Source organism: Sphingobium sp. TomMM35A (genome assembly GCF_054771735.1).
On the sequence record NZ_BSRC01000001.1, the window covers coordinates 1,164,026 to 1,178,172 of the forward strand.

Sequence of the window (14,147 nt, forward strand, 5' to 3'; positions counted from 1 at the left end):
GGGCAGGCAGCAGCCGATAAACGCTGCCTGCCCTAGGACAGTTCGTCGGACGCGCTGAGATCGACCTCAGCATGACATACGGCTTCCACATTGATGCCGTCTGGATCGAGGATGAAAGCCGCATAATAGCTCGGGCCATAATGGGGCCTGAGGCCGGGGCCGCCATGATCTCGCCCGCCGGCCCTGAGCCCCGCTGCGTGGAAGGCGTGCACCTGCGCCCGGTTTTCGACGCGGAACGCGATATGCGTACCCTCCCCCACCGCTTCGTTGTCGCCGATCCTGAAGAAGGGATCATTGTCCCGGCCGTAGCCATGCACCTCGCCGCCGCTCGGATTGTCGGCAGCCGGGATGGCCATCAAATGCTGCAAGCCTATCGCCCCAAGAAGTTGATCGTAAAACTCGCGGGACCGTCCAGCGTCACTGACCGCGATACCGATATGATCGATCATTTTACGCTCTCCTTTTGCTGCTGATTGACCTACAGGCCGTGCATCAACGCATGGACGGGAAAATGGACGAAGCGACGGGCCATCAGGTACATATTATCGGCGGCGGATTGGCGGGGTCGGAAGCGGCCTGGCAATTGGCGCAGGCGGGAGTGAAGGTGCGCCTGTCCGAAATGCGAGGCACTGGCGACATGACCCCGGCGCATCAGACCGATGGCCTTGCGGAGCTGGTCTGCTCCAACAGCTTCCGTTCCGACGATGCGGACAAGAACGCGGTGGGCCTGTTGCATCAGGAAATGCGGCGGCTTGGTTCGCTCATCATGGCACAGGCGGAACCCGCGAAGGTCCCCGCCGGGTCGGCTCTGGCCGTCGACAGACATGTCTTTTCCGAAGGCGTGACGCGCGCGCTTGCCGACCATCCCAATGTCGAGATCGTGCGTGAACGGATCGACAAGCTGCCAATCGAGGGCATGACGATCGTCGCGACAGGGCCGCTCACCGCCCCGGCGCTGGCCGCCAGTATCGGCGAGGCGGCAGGCATGGATCATCTCGCCTTTTTCGATGCGATTGCGCCGGTGGTGCATTTCGACAGCATCGACATGGATAAATGCTGGATGGCGAACCGCTGGGACAAGATCGGCCCCGGCGGTGGAGAGGGCAAGGACTATATCAACTGCCCAATGAACAAGGATCAATATCAGGCCTTCGTCCAGGGACTGCTCGACGGGGAGAAGACCGAGTTCAAGGAGTGGGAGACGAACACGCCCTATTTCGAAGGCTGCATGCCTATCGAGGTCATGGCGTCCCGCGGCCCGGAGACTTTGCGGCACGGCCCGATGAAGCCAATGGGGTTGGACGATCCGCGCACAGGCCGCTGGCCCTATGCCGTCGTTCAACTGCGGCAGGACAACGCGTCAGGCACGTTGTGGAACATGGTCGGCTTTCAGACGAAGCTCAAACATGGTGCCCAGGTTGAATTGTTCCGCACAATTCCGGGGCTGGAAAAGGCTGAATTCGCTCGGCTTGGAGGTCTGCACCGCAATACTTTCATCCAGAGCCCCAAGCTTCTCGACGCGACCCTGCGACTGAAAAGTGCGCCGCACATCCGGTTTGCCGGACAGATGACCGGGTGTGAAGGTTATGTCGAAAGCGCCGCGATCGGGCTGCTTGCCGGACGCTTCGCTGCTGCTGAGTTACTCAACCAGCGCATCGCACCGCCGCCTGCCGACACGGCGCTCGGCGCGCTGCTGGGGCATGTTACCGGAAATATCGCGACGGCCGACTATCAGCCGATGAACGTGAATTTCGGCCTGTTCCCGCCGCTCGAGGACGTGAAGAAGAAGCAGCGCAAGGAGGCCTATACCGCCCGCGCGCGATCGTCCTTATCGCAATGGGTCGACGCGTTTGAGATGAACTGACGCCGCGCCGATCAGCATCGGCATTTCGTTGGCGCCTTCCGCTTGGGTGCCGTTGTCGCGAACTCTGCTGGCGTCAGCTTGCCGTCCGCATTCGCGTCCGCTCCGGCAAAGCGATCTGACGTAGCGACGGCCCATTCCTCGAAGGAAAGCAGGTTATCCTTGTCCTTGTCGAGCGCTTTGAAGGCTTTGACCCGGCTGCCCAGCATCTCGCCGCGAGTGATAAAGCCGTCCCGGTTGCGGTCATAACGGGCAAAACGCTTCTGCTCCCGGCTCTGCGGGCTCGCCTCTCCCGGCGAAGGGAGCGCTTTGCCCACGGCATCGGGATCCCCTTCCGGTAATGCTTCCAATGCGGGAGGAGGTGGTGGCGCCATCACGGCTTCGGGGACTGGCCGAGTGGTTGCGCGCCCCTGCCACCAAAAAAGTCCCCCCGCCACCAGCAGCAACGCCGCCGCAGCGCCCGCCATTATACGTGCCACGAAAATTCCCTCATCTTTCAGTCAGCATCAGCCATATCAGCCGCATGTAAAGCCGGAGCGTCAGCCCTTTGGGGGACGGTCGTCCTTGAACAATGTCGTTTCGCGCCAAGCTGTAGGCCAAACGCATGGGTCGCCATAGTCTCGGCCACCGCGGACAGTTGGGTAGAAGCCGCTCCTTGCCAAGAATGAGCGCTTGGGTCGCTAGTCCTGGGTCAGTGACATGCCCTGCCAGATCCCACAACGCCCACACGGCCCCGGCATCGATCAACCAATTCGGGACCTCCGCGTCCCCTGCAAGAGCGTGGAACAAGCCGCCGCCTCTACCCGTCGCATAGTCGCCAAGGCTTTGCCGATCCAGCGCCTGCTCTACAATCAGCACCTCCCACCCATCCAGCATATCTAGCAGCCCAGGAGACCCAACAGCATCGGAACTTCGCAATGCGTCGAGAATGGGCTCGCCCTGCCCCTTGGTCGCGTGAGGATCGGAGATAGCCTCGTGCCACCAAGCCAAGCGCATTTGACCGATCAGCGGCTCCCTAGTCGTGCGAGCAATCTGAGCTAGACGCGTGTCGAAAGCCCACAGCAACTTATGCCGTGCCAACTCGCCTCCAGCCTGCGTCGCGAGCAACGTGGACAAGGGAGATAGCTCAATCATGTCGCGTCTGATGACGAGAGCCGGCTGGCACACGAACGAAATAGATCATCAGTTAGAGCCATTTTAACCAGACATCTCGTAACAGCGGCAACCAATGTGAGTGCATGAAACACGCTGGTTTGTTCCGTCAATGGTAGCCAGCATTAATTTGGGTGAAATATGGGCGTGGGTTCAAGCGATTACTCGGGCTTCATGTCCCGGTTGGCACATGACCAGAATGGCAACATCCTGGCAATGACCGCTGCGGCAGTCATTCCGATGATGGGATTGGTCGGCGGCTCGCTAGATGCCGCGCGGCTTTACACAGTCAAATCCCGGCTGCAGGCAGCGTGCGATGCTGGAGCTCTCGCTGGCCGGCGTGTCATGGGGTCGGGGAGATGGACCGACAATAATGGGCGCCCGAACACCACAGCGATCAGCACATTCGATCTAAACTTTGCTTCGAACTTCTTTGGCTCGGAAAACCGCACGCGCACCTTCACGGAAGCCGATGGGACGGTGACTGGATCCGCTTCAGCGGATGTGCCCATGACACTTATGCGAATTTTCGGTATCCCTACGAAGACTGTAAATGTCTCATGCGAAGGCCAAATGCGCATCCCGAATACGGACGTTATGTTCGTGCTCGATAATTCGGGGTCAATGGATTATCCGATCCCTGACGATATAACTGGATTGAAGAAGATGGCCGGTCTCCAGCTGGCGATCCGCTGCTTTTACGAAGCTCTCGCGCGCGAGAATATCACAGATGTAAGTGCGGAACAGTGTGGCGCAACCAGCGACCCAACCGGAGACCTTTCATCCCAAGTGCAGTTGCGATTTGGCTTTGTTAACTACGACAATATGGTGAATGTCGGCCGGCTTTTGCCTGATGATTATTTCGTTGACCGCTGGACTTATCAATCTCGCGAGGCGACCACTCAAGTCGTGCAGACTTGGGCGACGAGTGCGGCAGACGCATTCAATTGGAGCACCATTTCTTACACACCAGATGGCTATTCCAATCCTGCTTTCTACAGCAGCGCTTGGGAGGTGGTGACAGGTTCGACGGTCACCATGGCAGATGGCTCCACCTTTACAAAACAAAATCTGCAGGCAGGCAATAGCACAGCTTGTTCGGCGCTGAACATCTTTGGCAGCTACGATCAGATCATCGGGGTCCAAGAAACCTATGGTAGCTGGAGCACGACCAACTACACCGCAACGACAAATGATCCAGCAGTGTATCCAGCATCCTCACAGGATCTTAACGCTTCTTCGACAAGAACGGCCACAGTAAAAACCGGTTTTCGGTACAGATATTTTAAGAACGGTTCCAACTTTGGCTGCTGGCTGGAGAAGTCAAGTTTCCTAAATAGTGACTATGAACCGAAGTGGACCCAAGCACGAACTGGTACAACAAGACGTTCAATTATTTGGACTCCTTACAACCAAATCATCAGCTGGACATACAAGCCACGTGAATTTGATATTTCCGGGTTAAAGACAGCGACAAGCTGGCCCAAGACGGTCGCGCTAGACGTCGGCGAAGTAAGCACTGCAAATGTCAAGCTGTCTGGCTCCAGCACGGCGGCCAAGATAAAAATTCCTGCTACTGTAACTGCGCGATGGGACGGTTGCATTGAAGAGCGTAAGACATTCAAAAATGTGGATGGCAATCCGGCTGACGACTGGCTGAATTATCCGTCGTCCCCGGCAGATGCTATTGACATGAATATCGACCTCGTTCCGTCCACATGGGACGATGATACCCGGTGGAAGCCCATCCTTCACAACATTGTGTGGGGCCGAAAAGAAACACTAACCGGAACTACATGGGGCGGTAACTTCACGACCGCTTGGGTGTCAGCAACTCCATTTACCTCAGGCTCGCTAAGCACCAACCTTGGTAACAATACATGTGTCGCGGCATCGCGTAAACTCTTAAGCTACGACGGCCGGAACGGTAACCAGTCGGCGTCCGATTTCAGCAATTATGTTGGCACGCTCGCACCGCATAACAACACTTACCATGATATCGGCTTGCTTTGGGGAGCACGTTTGATGTCCCCAACGGGAATTTTTAGAAGTGAGAATGAAACAACCCCCGGCGGTGCACAAATCCAGCGACACATGATCTTTATGACCGATGGCGCAACAGCGAATGAGCAAAATAATTACGCGAGTTACGGCCTCGAGTGGTGGGACCGGCGACAGGTTGATCCTACCGGCCTTACTGAATCTCAGTATGAAGCTAAACTTGTGGCGAACAATAATGCTCGCTCAAACGCCCTTTGCACCGCAATCAAAAACAAAAATATCACGTTATGGGTGATTTATTATGGCACATCGGATACTGCAACAAAAACGCGACTAACCAATTGTGCAACAAGCGCAACTTACTTTTTCGAGGCAAAGAACACGCTGTCATTGATAGCGAAGTTCCGAGAGATCGCGGATCGCATATCAAACCTTCGGTTGACCCAATAGGGCTATGCTCATGATGATGCTGAAACGCTTACACCGCGATCAAGAAGGCGTAGCTGCAGTCGAATTTGGCTTAGTGGCGTCAACCTTCCTTGTACTCCTCATGGGTGGATTTGATCTTGGTCACACCCTTTACATGCAAGCGGTCCTTCAAGGGACAGTTCAGAAAGCAGGGCGCGATCTAACGCTTGCGTCTGCTTCGGCAGTCACTCAGCAGAACACGGTAGATATGCGGGTGCGTAACGCTGTGCGGAACATCAATAACAGCCTGGCCGATAGCGACATCGACATTGACCGAACTTACTATAGCAACTTCGCCAAGGCGCAGGCGGCGCAGCCTGAAGATGCGAATGGCGACGGCGTTTGCAGTCCGGGAGAGGTTTGGATCGACCGAAATTTCAACAATGTCTATGATTCAAAAGGCGGTGCCGGGGGTCAGGGCGGAGCAAAGGACGTGGTGGTTTACTCTGTAACTGTAACCTACCCTCGCCTATTTCCAGTAGCTACCCTGATTGGCCTTTCAGAAAACGTAAAGTTGAACGCCACCACAGTGTTGGCAAATCAGCCTTATGGTGATCAGGAAAACCTTTCCGGCTCTCTGGACCCGAAGGACTGCGCGTGATGCAGGAAGGAATATGGAAAGTCATGCGGGTTCTTGCACGGCTTTGCCGCGACCGCACCGGGCTGGCGCTGGTGGAATTCGCCTATGCGACGCCTGTCTTGCTCATTCTGATCACTGGCGGAGCTGAGCTAGCAAACTACTCCATCACTTCCATGCGCCTGTCGGCTCTTGCACTGCAAGTGGCAGACAACGCATCCCGGATTGGTGAAGGCGACCCGATGGCAGCAAAAAAGGTGTCCGAAGCTCAAGTAAATGACTTGCTGCAAGGGGCACTGGCCCAAGGCGGAAATCTGAATATCAGCGGAAGCTATTCGGAAAAGCAGGCGAGCGGATCGTTCGTGACGAAGAACAAGGCACGCATCGTGATTTCCAGTCTGGAGCCTGATCCGGACACGTCACACCCGGATAGGAATTACATCCATTGGCAGCGCTGCTATGGCCGAGCGATTGACTATTCGCCGCGATACGGCCGTCAAGGAGACGACAATCTTACTGGCATGGGCCCCACTGGACGTCAGGTTTACGCACCGCCCGGCTCAGCAGTGATTTTCGTCGAAATTCATTATCGCTATGAACCGCTATTTCCGGTCCTGCGTCCCGGCATGTTTGGCGCGATGAATTATGGTGACATGAACACGGTGGCCGCGATGATGGTTCGCGACGACCGTGACATGTCTCAGCTGTACAACAACGAGATGGTGACACCATCCACGTGTTGAGAGAGCCTCACCGATAACACACTTTCTTAACCGTAGTAACGACGCGCGCGGCATCAATCAGCGCCGCCTTTTCCAGATTGGCGGCATAGGGGAGCGGTACGTCTTCGTTGGTGACGCGCAGCACTGGAGCATCGAGGTCGTCGAAGCCCTGCTCCATCACGACCGCAGCAATTTCTGACGCGATTGAGCAGACCGGCCAGCCTTCTTCGACCACCACGAGGCGATTTGTCTTTTTCAAGCTTTCGAGCACAGTCGCCGTGTCGAGCGGCCGGAGGGTGCGCAGGTCGATGACCTCCGCTTCGATGCCCTCCCCGGCAAGTTGCTCGGCTGCTTCGAGCGCCACACCGACGCCGATCGAATAGCTGACCAGCGTCACATCCTTGCCTTCGCGCATGATGCGGGCCTTGCCTATGGGGAGGACATAGTCGTCTACCTTGGGCACATCGAAGCTGCGCCCGTAGACCAACTCGTTTTCGAGGAAAACTACCGGGTCCTCCGAGCGGATCGCCGCCTTCAGCAATCCCTTGGCGTCCGCAGCGTCATAAGGGGCGATCACGATCAGGCCCGGAACCGACGCGTACCAGGGACCGTAATTCTGACTATGCTGGGCCGCCACGCGGCTGGCGGCGCCGTTGGGACCGCGAAACACGATCGGACAGCGCATCTGGCCACCGGACATGTAATTGGTCTTCGCCGCCGAGTTGATGATGTGGTCGATGGCCTGCATGGCGAAGTTGAACGTCATGAACTCGATCACGGGGCGCAGGCCGCCCATGGCCGCGCCGGTGCCGACGCCTGCAAAGCCATATTCCGTGATCGGCGTATCGATGACGCGCCTGTCGCCGAATTCCTCGAGAAGGCCCTGAGTGACTTTATATGCCCCCTGATATTCGGCGACTTCCTCACCCATGACGAACACGCGGTCATCGCGGCGCATTTCTTCGGCCATGGCATCGCGGAGCGCTTCGCGAACAGTCGTCTTCACATATTCCGTGCCTTCGGGAAGGTCGGGATCAGCAACACTGGCCTTCGCTTCCGACGCGAGCTTGGAAGTTCCGCTCTCAGCCTTTTTCGGGGCTTCGGGAGCCACTTCCGGTTTTGCCGGAGGGGCGCTTTCTTCTGCCCTGGGTGCCGCTGTGACACTATCGCCACCCTCGCCGGCCATCGTCGCGATGACGGTGCCTACCTTCACGCCTTCCGTCCCTTCAGGAATGACGATCGCGCCGATCTTTCCTTCATCGACCGCTTCAAATTCCATCGTCGCCTTGTCCGTTTCAATCTCGGCAAGAATGTCGCCGGAACGGACTTCGTCGCCTTCCTTGACGAGCCACTTGGCCAGCGTGCCTTCCTCCATGGTGGGGGACAGTGCCGGCATCTTGATTTCGATACCCATCAATATTGCTCCACCAGCACGTCGGTATAGAGTTCGGCCATGTCCGGCTCGGGCGAGGTTTCAGCGAAGTCCGCCGCCTCGCTCACGACCTTCCGAATGTCCTGATCGATCTTCTTGAGTTCGTCTTCACTCACACCGGCGTCGGCCAGATATTTCTTCACGCCCTCGATCGGGTCCGATTTGTCACGCATCGCCTGCACTTCCTCGCGCGAGCGGTACTTGGCAGGATCGGACATGGAATGGCCGCGATAGCGATAGGTTTTCATCTCGAGCAGGATCGGGCCATTGCCGCCCTGCACCCACTTAAGCGCTTCCTCCGTGGCGCCGCGGACCGCCAGCACATCCATGCCGTTGACCTGAATGCCCGGAATGCGGAAACTCTCACCGCGACGATAGAGCTGATCTTCGGCCGAAGAGCGATTGACGCTCGTGCCCATGGCGTACTGGTTGTTCTCGATCACGAAGATGATCGGCAGCTTCCATAGCTCGGCCATGTTGAAGCTTTCGTAGACTTGGCCCTGGTTGGCGGCGCCGTCGCCGAAATAGGCGACGCAGACGCCGCCATCTCCATTATATTTATGCGCAAAGCCAAGGCCTGCGCCGAGCGAAACCTGAGCGCCGACGATGCCGTGGCCGCCAAAGAATTTATGTTCGACGCTGAACATGTGCATCGAACCGCCCTTGCCCCGGGAAATGCCAGCTTCCCGACCCGTCAATTCAGCCATGATGACATTGGGATCAATCCCATAGGCGAGCATATGGCCATGATCGCGATAGCCGGTGATAACGCTGTCTTTGCCAGGCTGAAGCGCGGATTGGATGCCCACCGCGACAGCTTCCTGACCGATATAGAGGTGGCAAAAACCGCCAATCAGGCCGAGACCATAGAGTTGGCCTGCCTTTTCCTCGAAACGGCGGATGAGGACCATCTGCCGATAGAATTCCAGCAACTCTCCCTTCGTGGCCTTGTAATCCGAAGGAGTTTCGGGGCGAGGCCGGTTGTGATCCGCGCTGGCAGGGCTTTGCGCCTTTGCCTTTGCGCGCGAAGGACGCGGCGTCGTTGGTTTCGCCAAGGCTCTTATCCTTTTGCCTGGTGATGGATGGAAGGAAGCCCGATATAGCGACAGACATGCCCGGATTGCAACGCCGCAGCCCGCCTAATAACGCCCTGAAGCGGCGCGACTCAGTTGAGCGGCACGATCACTTCGTCATGGTGGATCACGCCGAGCTGCCGACGGATCAATTCATCGCTAAGATCAGGATCTACACGGCGCGGGTTGAGCAGGTCGACGCGGTTGCGAAGCTCATGCCGCTGCGCCTCGACAGATCGAAGTTCGCCTTGGGCGCGATGAAGCTGCCGGGAGTAATCGCCCCAGGCAAGAACACCGTTTGAACCAAGCACGACATATCCGGCAAAGAAAAGCAGCAGCAGGACAGCGATAGCAGGCCCGAACGCCGAAAATAACAACATGCGGAGCTTCGCGATGTGCGCCATGGAACAGTTGAATCACAGGCCGGAGCCGGCCGCAAGAAAAAACTCGTTAACTTGCGGCCGGTAGTTGAAATAAAGGTCAGCGAAAGATGGAGCGCCCGGCGTAAACTGCGACGTCGCCCAGTTCCTCTTCGATGCGGATCAGCTGATTATATTTGGCGAGCCGGTCCGACCGGGCGAGCGATCCCGTCTTGATCTGACCACAGTTGGTGGCAACAGCGAGGTCGGCGATCGTGGCATCCTCGGTTTCGCCGGAGCGGTGTGACATGACAGCGGTATAGCGCGCCCGATGCGCCATATCGACCGCAGCCAAGGTTTCGGTAAGCGAACCGATCTGGTTCACCTTCACCAGAAGCGAGTTCGCAAGACCCTTGCCAATACCCATTTCCAGGCGCTTGGGATTGGTCACGAAGAGGTCGTCACCGACCAGCTGAACCTTGCCGCCTATCTGGTCGGTCAGCGCCTTCCACCCTTCGAAATCATCCTCGCTCATGCCATCTTCGATCGACTTGATCGGATAGTCGGCACAGAGTGCGGCCAGATAATCCGCCATTTCGACGGGGCTCAGCGACAAGCCTTCGCCGGAAATTTCATATCTGCCGTTCTTGAAGAACTCCGTCGCAGCGCAGTCTAGGGCAAGGACAACGTCATCACCCGGCTTGTAACCCGCCTTCTCGACCGACAGCATGATGAAATCGAGCGCGTCACGCGTCGAGGCGATGTTGGGAGCAAAGCCACCTTCGTCGCCTACCGACGTGGCAAGGCCTTTGTCGTGAAGCCCCTTCTTCAGCGTGTGGAAGATTTCCGCGCCGATGCGAACCGCGTCGGCGATGCTTTCCGCGCCGACTGGCATGATCATGAATTCCTGGAAGTCGATCGGATTGTCGGCATGCTCGCCGCCGTTGATAATATTCATCATGGGCACCGGCAGGACATGAGCCGATACGCCGCCGACATAGCGGTAGAGGGGCAGGCCCCGAGCGTCCGCAGCAGCCTTGGCCGTCGCAAGGCTGACGCCCAGGATCGCGTTCGCGCCCAAGCGGCCCTTATTTTCAGTGCCGTCGAGCGCGATCATGGCTGCGTCGACTTCCGCCTGGTCTTCCGCATCGAGGCCGATCAGCTGCTCGGCAATCTCGTCATTGACCGCAGCCACCGCTGCCAGCACGCCCTTGCCGAGATATTTGCTTTGGTCGCCGTCGCGTTTTTCCACCGCTTCATAGGCGCCCGTCGAAGCGCCAGAGGGGACCGCCGCGCGCCCGAAGCTGCCATCTTCCAGCATGACATCGACTTCGACCGTGGGATTGCCCCGGCTGTCGAGTATCTGACGAGCGTGGATATCGAGAATGGCGGTCATGGTCGCTCCCTGAATGCTGCAATGCGCCTGAAATCGCGCTCCGCTTAGCCAGCGCCTTCCACCTTGGCAATGCGGGGCTTGCATGGACTCGAAAAATGCCGATGCTCAAATTAGTAACGGCAACGGAACTGTGTGCCGCCGCGAGCATTGAGGACGCATATCCGATCGCCCGCAACGCGACCCATAATATCTGAGGAGACTAGGACGATGGCCGACACCCCGGAAACCCCGCCCACCAAGCGTATGAAGAAGGCCGCACCTGCTGAGCCGGCCAAGGGCGCACCGGTCGCGACCCGTGAAGTGACACCGACCGCGCCGATCAAAACGGCGGCCACGAAGCCGGGAAATGGCGCTGCGTCCCATGGCTGGGCCGCGCAGATCGCACCGCTGAAGGAGCAGGCGGAAAAGGCCGCGCGCACAGCAGCCGACAAACTTAACAGCGTCGATTGGAAAACGCATATCGACCCGTTGAAAGACCAGGCCACGAAGACTGCGCTCTCGGCAGCTGGCGTTGCCAAGGACAAGACCGGCACGGCTATGCAAAGCCTGGCGAAGCTGATCACGGACACTGCCGGGACCGTCGATGCCAAGCTTGGCCCCCAATATGGCGACTATGCCCGACAGGCGGCCGAAGCGGTGGCTGGGGCGGCCGACACGCTGGATAGCAAGGACGTCGACCAGCTGATGGCCGAAGCCAAGGATTTCGTGCGCAAGAGCCCTGCGGTTGCGATCGGCGCGGCGGCAGTCGTCGGCTTTGTGCTGATGCGGCTCGCCAAAGGGTCTGACGACAAGGCTTGAGCATAGCATATCGACAATCACGCCAGAGCCCCAACGCTGGGGCGGAGGGGCTTTTGACTGAAGAACCAAGCCTGGTAGCCGCGCCTCCCGACGCCGAATATGAGCAGCAGCAGGACAGCGTCCGCGCGGCTTTCACCAAATTATACGCCGACGGCCGCGCTTATGCCGATGCGGAAATCGAGCGGCAAAAGCTGCGGGCGGGCATCGCGGGGGCTGGCATCCGCGACGCCATGATCTTTGCGGTAGCCGGTTTCATGATCAGCTTTGCAGGGCTGATCGCCTTTCTGGTGGGGATGGTTCTGATGTTGAGCCCCCGTCTTGGCCCCGGCTGGGCGGCAGTGGTAGTGCTGGGATCGACCTTGCTCTTGACGCTCCTGCTGCTGCTGCTTGCCAAAGCCCGGATTTCGCGCATGCGGAGGGCCATCAAGCCATGAATGGAACTGAACAATATCGCCTGGCTACCGCGAGAGCCGAGCAGAAAAAGGCGCGGTTCCTGGCCAGCGTTTCAGCGGCGAAGGAACGCGTGAAACCTCGCCGGCTGAAGCGGGATATCAAGGAGAAGGCTGTAAGCGGCATCCACAATGGACGCTCTTATGTCACCGACAAGGTGAAGCAGCAGCCGGTTGCAGTTGGAGCGACTGCCACTGCTATTCTGATTTACCTCTTCCGCCGCCCCATTTCGGCACTTTTCAAACGGACATACGTTCGGATTACTAATCGTAACCCGGAGAGAGCGGAGACTGACGATGGCTGACATTCAAGCTCAGATCGCGCGCGTGCGCGACGCAGCGAACGACATTGCCGGAACGGCAACTGACAAGTTTCGGGACACAACAGGAAAAGCGAGAGACAATGCTGCGGAGTTGATCCAGACCGGCCGTGATCGCGCTGGTGACGCCTACAGCGACGTGCGCGACCGGACTCAACGCGTCGCGGCTCGTGCAAATGAGATCGTTCAGGAACATCCTGTTGCGGCGGTCGCTGGCGCGGTAGCCGCCGGGGCAATCGTCGCATGGATGTTCCCGAAGAGCCGCACGGTCATGAAGGCGCTTCCGGGCCTTGCTGTTACGGCGGGAAGCCGTGTCGTGGAAGCAGCTCTTGCTGCGAGCGCAGCAGCTGCACAAGGTGCGGAGAACATCAAATCGAGTGCGAGCGAAGCGCTTCACAGCGCGCAAGACAGCGCGAGCAAGACCGCCGCATCGGCTCGCGATGCGGCTGCTTCAGCCGACATCAGCGGCACGGCATCTCGGGTGGCCGATGACTTCGTGGCGCTGGTTACCAGCAAGATCGATGCGGTCAGCGACGCATTGAAGGCGCGCTTGCCGAAACGGTAATTGCCTGGCCCTAGAAAGCACGCCGACCTATGTGACGAAGCCTTGGACAGGAGTGGCGCCGTTGCTAAAGTGCCGCTCCTTCCTTGGGAGATACGAAACATCATGAGCAAACTCCACCTCGTTATGGGCGGGCGCGTCAAAGATCCTCAGACGCTGGAATTTGAAGATTTAGGCTCGATCGACGTAGTTGGAGTCTTCCCGGATTATGCATCGGCTGAAAATGCATGGCGTGGCGCCGCGCAGCGCACGGTGGATGACGCAGAGATGCGTTATGTGATCGTTCATCTGCACCGGCTGCTCGAACCGGAACTGCCGCAGGCCTGAGCGTTCAAACCAGAGGCTTGGGGCCCTTGCGAAATCGCCAGAGGAGCAAGGGCCGCGTCAGAACGAGGCCTGCGAGGAACCCCCCGATATGAGCGGCGATCGCGATCTGTCCCAGATCGCCCAGTCCGCCACGCGCGGACGCTAGGCCAATCATCAGCTGGAGAATGATCCAGCCTGCAGCGAGCCACATAATGCGCAGGAAATTGGCGGAAAATGGACCGATGCGCCGAACAGCGCGCTGGCCGTAGAGCAGCGCATAGGTTGCGAGAATTGCCGATATAGCGCCGCTCGCCCCCACCATAGGGTTGGGAGAAGCAGGACCGAAGACCCATTGCAGCAAAGCCGCGCCATAGGCTCCTGCAACATAGAGGATCAGAACCGCTCTCTTTTGCAACACCTGCTCAACCTGCCGCCCGCAAAAGACCAGCATCAGCAAATTGAAACCGATGTGCAGCCAACCGGCATGTATCAGAGTGCAACTGAGTGGCGTCAGCCAAGCGGGCACCGCATCCGCGCCTGCAAGAAGCTGAGGATCACCGATGCGAGCGGGAATGAATCCCCCAAGGATGGCGGCCGTGTCTACCTGACCTGTGAACAGCAGCAACAGAAACGCGGCGAACGTTATCGCCGCGATCCCATCAGTCATACGG

16 protein-coding genes are annotated in these 14,147 nt (G+C 58.3%); 9 read left to right on the plus strand and 7 right to left on the minus strand.

Translation table 11 applies throughout. The features are described from left to right. Nucleotides 1-32 precede the first annotated feature (32 nt). Nucleotides 33-449 carry a VOC family protein gene (locus tag ACYU8T_RS05755; protein ID WP_461158794.1) on the minus strand — a complete coding sequence of 139 codons (417 nt, stop codon included), beginning with the start codon at nucleotides 447-449 and terminating at the stop codon, nucleotides 33-35. Between the two features lie 62 nt (nucleotides 450-511). On the opposite strand from ACYU8T_RS05755, the gene trmFO reads away from it, so the two are divergent. Further along, the gene (gene trmFO / locus ACYU8T_RS05760) at nucleotides 512-1,864 is read left to right on the plus strand and encodes a methylenetetrahydrofolate--tRNA-(uracil(54)-C(5))-methyltransferase (FADH(2)-oxidizing) TrmFO (protein WP_461158795.1); all 1,353 of its coding nucleotides are present in this window, start codon (nucleotides 512-514) and stop codon (nucleotides 1,862-1,864) included. Nucleotides 1,865-1,875: 11 nt separating this feature from the next. Here trmFO and ACYU8T_RS05765 read toward each other — a convergent pair whose 3' ends face one another. After that, nucleotides 1,876-2,340 carry an EF-hand domain-containing protein gene (locus ACYU8T_RS05765; protein WP_201514109.1) on the minus strand — a complete coding sequence of 155 codons (465 nt, stop codon included), beginning with the start codon at nucleotides 2,338-2,340 and terminating at the stop codon, nucleotides 1,876-1,878. An 847-nt stretch (nucleotides 2,341-3,187) separates the two neighbouring features. On the opposite strand from ACYU8T_RS05765, the gene ACYU8T_RS05770 reads away from it, so the two are divergent. The 3 genes from ACYU8T_RS05770 to ACYU8T_RS05780 are packed head-to-tail and all read left to right on the plus strand — an operon-like array spanning nucleotide 3,188 to nucleotide 6,802. After that, entirely contained in the window at nucleotides 3,188-5,464 is a 2,277-nt protein-coding gene (locus tag ACYU8T_RS05770; protein ID WP_461158796.1) for a Tad domain-containing protein, read from the plus strand. Between the two features lie 10 nt (nucleotides 5,465-5,474). Next, entirely contained in the window at nucleotides 5,475-6,083 is a 609-nt protein-coding gene (locus tag ACYU8T_RS05775; RefSeq protein ID WP_461158797.1) for a TadE/TadG family type IV pilus assembly protein, read from the plus strand. Further along, nucleotides 6,083-6,802: a TadE/TadG family type IV pilus assembly protein gene (locus ACYU8T_RS05780; protein ID WP_461159757.1), complete on the plus strand. Its 720-nt coding sequence runs from the start codon at nucleotides 6,083-6,085 to the stop codon at nucleotides 6,800-6,802. The genes ACYU8T_RS05775 and ACYU8T_RS05780 overlap by 1 nt, the downstream gene beginning before the upstream one ends. 7 nt (nucleotides 6,803-6,809) lie before the next feature. On the opposite strand, the gene ACYU8T_RS05785 is transcribed toward ACYU8T_RS05780, so the two are convergent. The 4 genes from ACYU8T_RS05785 to eno all read right to left on the minus strand — a co-directional run bounded on the left by ACYU8T_RS05785 (nucleotide 6,810) and on the right by eno (nucleotide 11,041). Next, on the minus strand, nucleotides 6,810-8,195 hold the full coding sequence (locus ACYU8T_RS05785) for a pyruvate dehydrogenase complex E1 component subunit beta (protein ID WP_461158798.1): 1,386 nt from the start codon (nucleotides 8,193-8,195) through the stop codon (nucleotides 6,810-6,812). Beyond that, on the minus strand, nucleotides 8,195-9,268 hold the full coding sequence (pdhA, locus tag ACYU8T_RS05790) for a pyruvate dehydrogenase (acetyl-transferring) E1 component subunit alpha (RefSeq protein ID WP_461158799.1): 1,074 nt from the start codon (nucleotides 9,266-9,268) through the stop codon (nucleotides 8,195-8,197). Before pdhA ends, ACYU8T_RS05785 begins: the two co-directional genes overlap by 1 nt. Before the next feature lie 110 nt (nucleotides 9,269-9,378). Further along, complete coding sequence (locus ACYU8T_RS05795) at nucleotides 9,379-9,690, minus strand: FtsB family cell division protein (protein WP_097091656.1); 312 nt, start codon at nucleotides 9,688-9,690, stop codon at nucleotides 9,379-9,381. A 76-nt stretch (nucleotides 9,691-9,766) separates the two neighbouring features. Further along, complete coding sequence (eno, locus tag ACYU8T_RS05800) at nucleotides 9,767-11,041, minus strand: phosphopyruvate hydratase (protein ID WP_461158800.1); 1,275 nt, start codon at nucleotides 11,039-11,041, stop codon at nucleotides 9,767-9,769. Between the two features lie 207 nt (nucleotides 11,042-11,248). Between eno and ACYU8T_RS05805 the strand changes: the two genes are divergently transcribed. The 5 genes from ACYU8T_RS05805 to ACYU8T_RS05825 all read left to right on the plus strand — a co-directional run bounded on the left by ACYU8T_RS05805 (nucleotide 11,249) and on the right by ACYU8T_RS05825 (nucleotide 13,497). After that, nucleotides 11,249-11,839 carry a hypothetical protein gene (locus tag ACYU8T_RS05805; RefSeq protein WP_461158801.1) on the plus strand — a complete coding sequence of 197 codons (591 nt, stop codon included), beginning with the start codon at nucleotides 11,249-11,251 and terminating at the stop codon, nucleotides 11,837-11,839. 53 nt (nucleotides 11,840-11,892) lie between these two features. After that, entirely contained in the window at nucleotides 11,893-12,273 is a 381-nt protein-coding gene (locus ACYU8T_RS05810; RefSeq protein WP_461158802.1) for a hypothetical protein, read from the plus strand. Beyond that, entirely contained in the window at nucleotides 12,270-12,593 is a 324-nt protein-coding gene (locus ACYU8T_RS05815) for a hypothetical protein (RefSeq protein WP_461158803.1), read from the plus strand. The genes ACYU8T_RS05810 and ACYU8T_RS05815 overlap by 4 nt, the downstream gene beginning before the upstream one ends. Then, a complete protein-coding gene (locus tag ACYU8T_RS05820) occupies nucleotides 12,586-13,173 on the plus strand; it encodes a hypothetical protein (RefSeq protein ID WP_247231022.1) in 588 nt (195 codons plus the stop codon). Before ACYU8T_RS05815 ends, ACYU8T_RS05820 begins: the two co-directional genes overlap by 8 nt. Nucleotides 13,174-13,275: 102 nt before the next feature. After that, nucleotides 13,276-13,497, plus strand: a complete 222-nt coding sequence (locus tag ACYU8T_RS05825; RefSeq protein WP_097091661.1) for a DUF4170 domain-containing protein — start codon at nucleotides 13,276-13,278, stop codon at nucleotides 13,495-13,497. A 4-nt stretch (nucleotides 13,498-13,501) separates the two neighbouring features. Here the strand turns inward: ACYU8T_RS05825 and ACYU8T_RS05830 are convergent, their stop codons facing one another. Next, nucleotides 13,502-14,143, minus strand: coding sequence for a rhomboid family intramembrane serine protease (locus ACYU8T_RS05830; protein ID WP_097091662.1), 642 nt, complete (start codon nucleotides 14,141-14,143; stop codon nucleotides 13,502-13,504). Nucleotides 14,144-14,147: the final 4 nt, after the last annotated feature.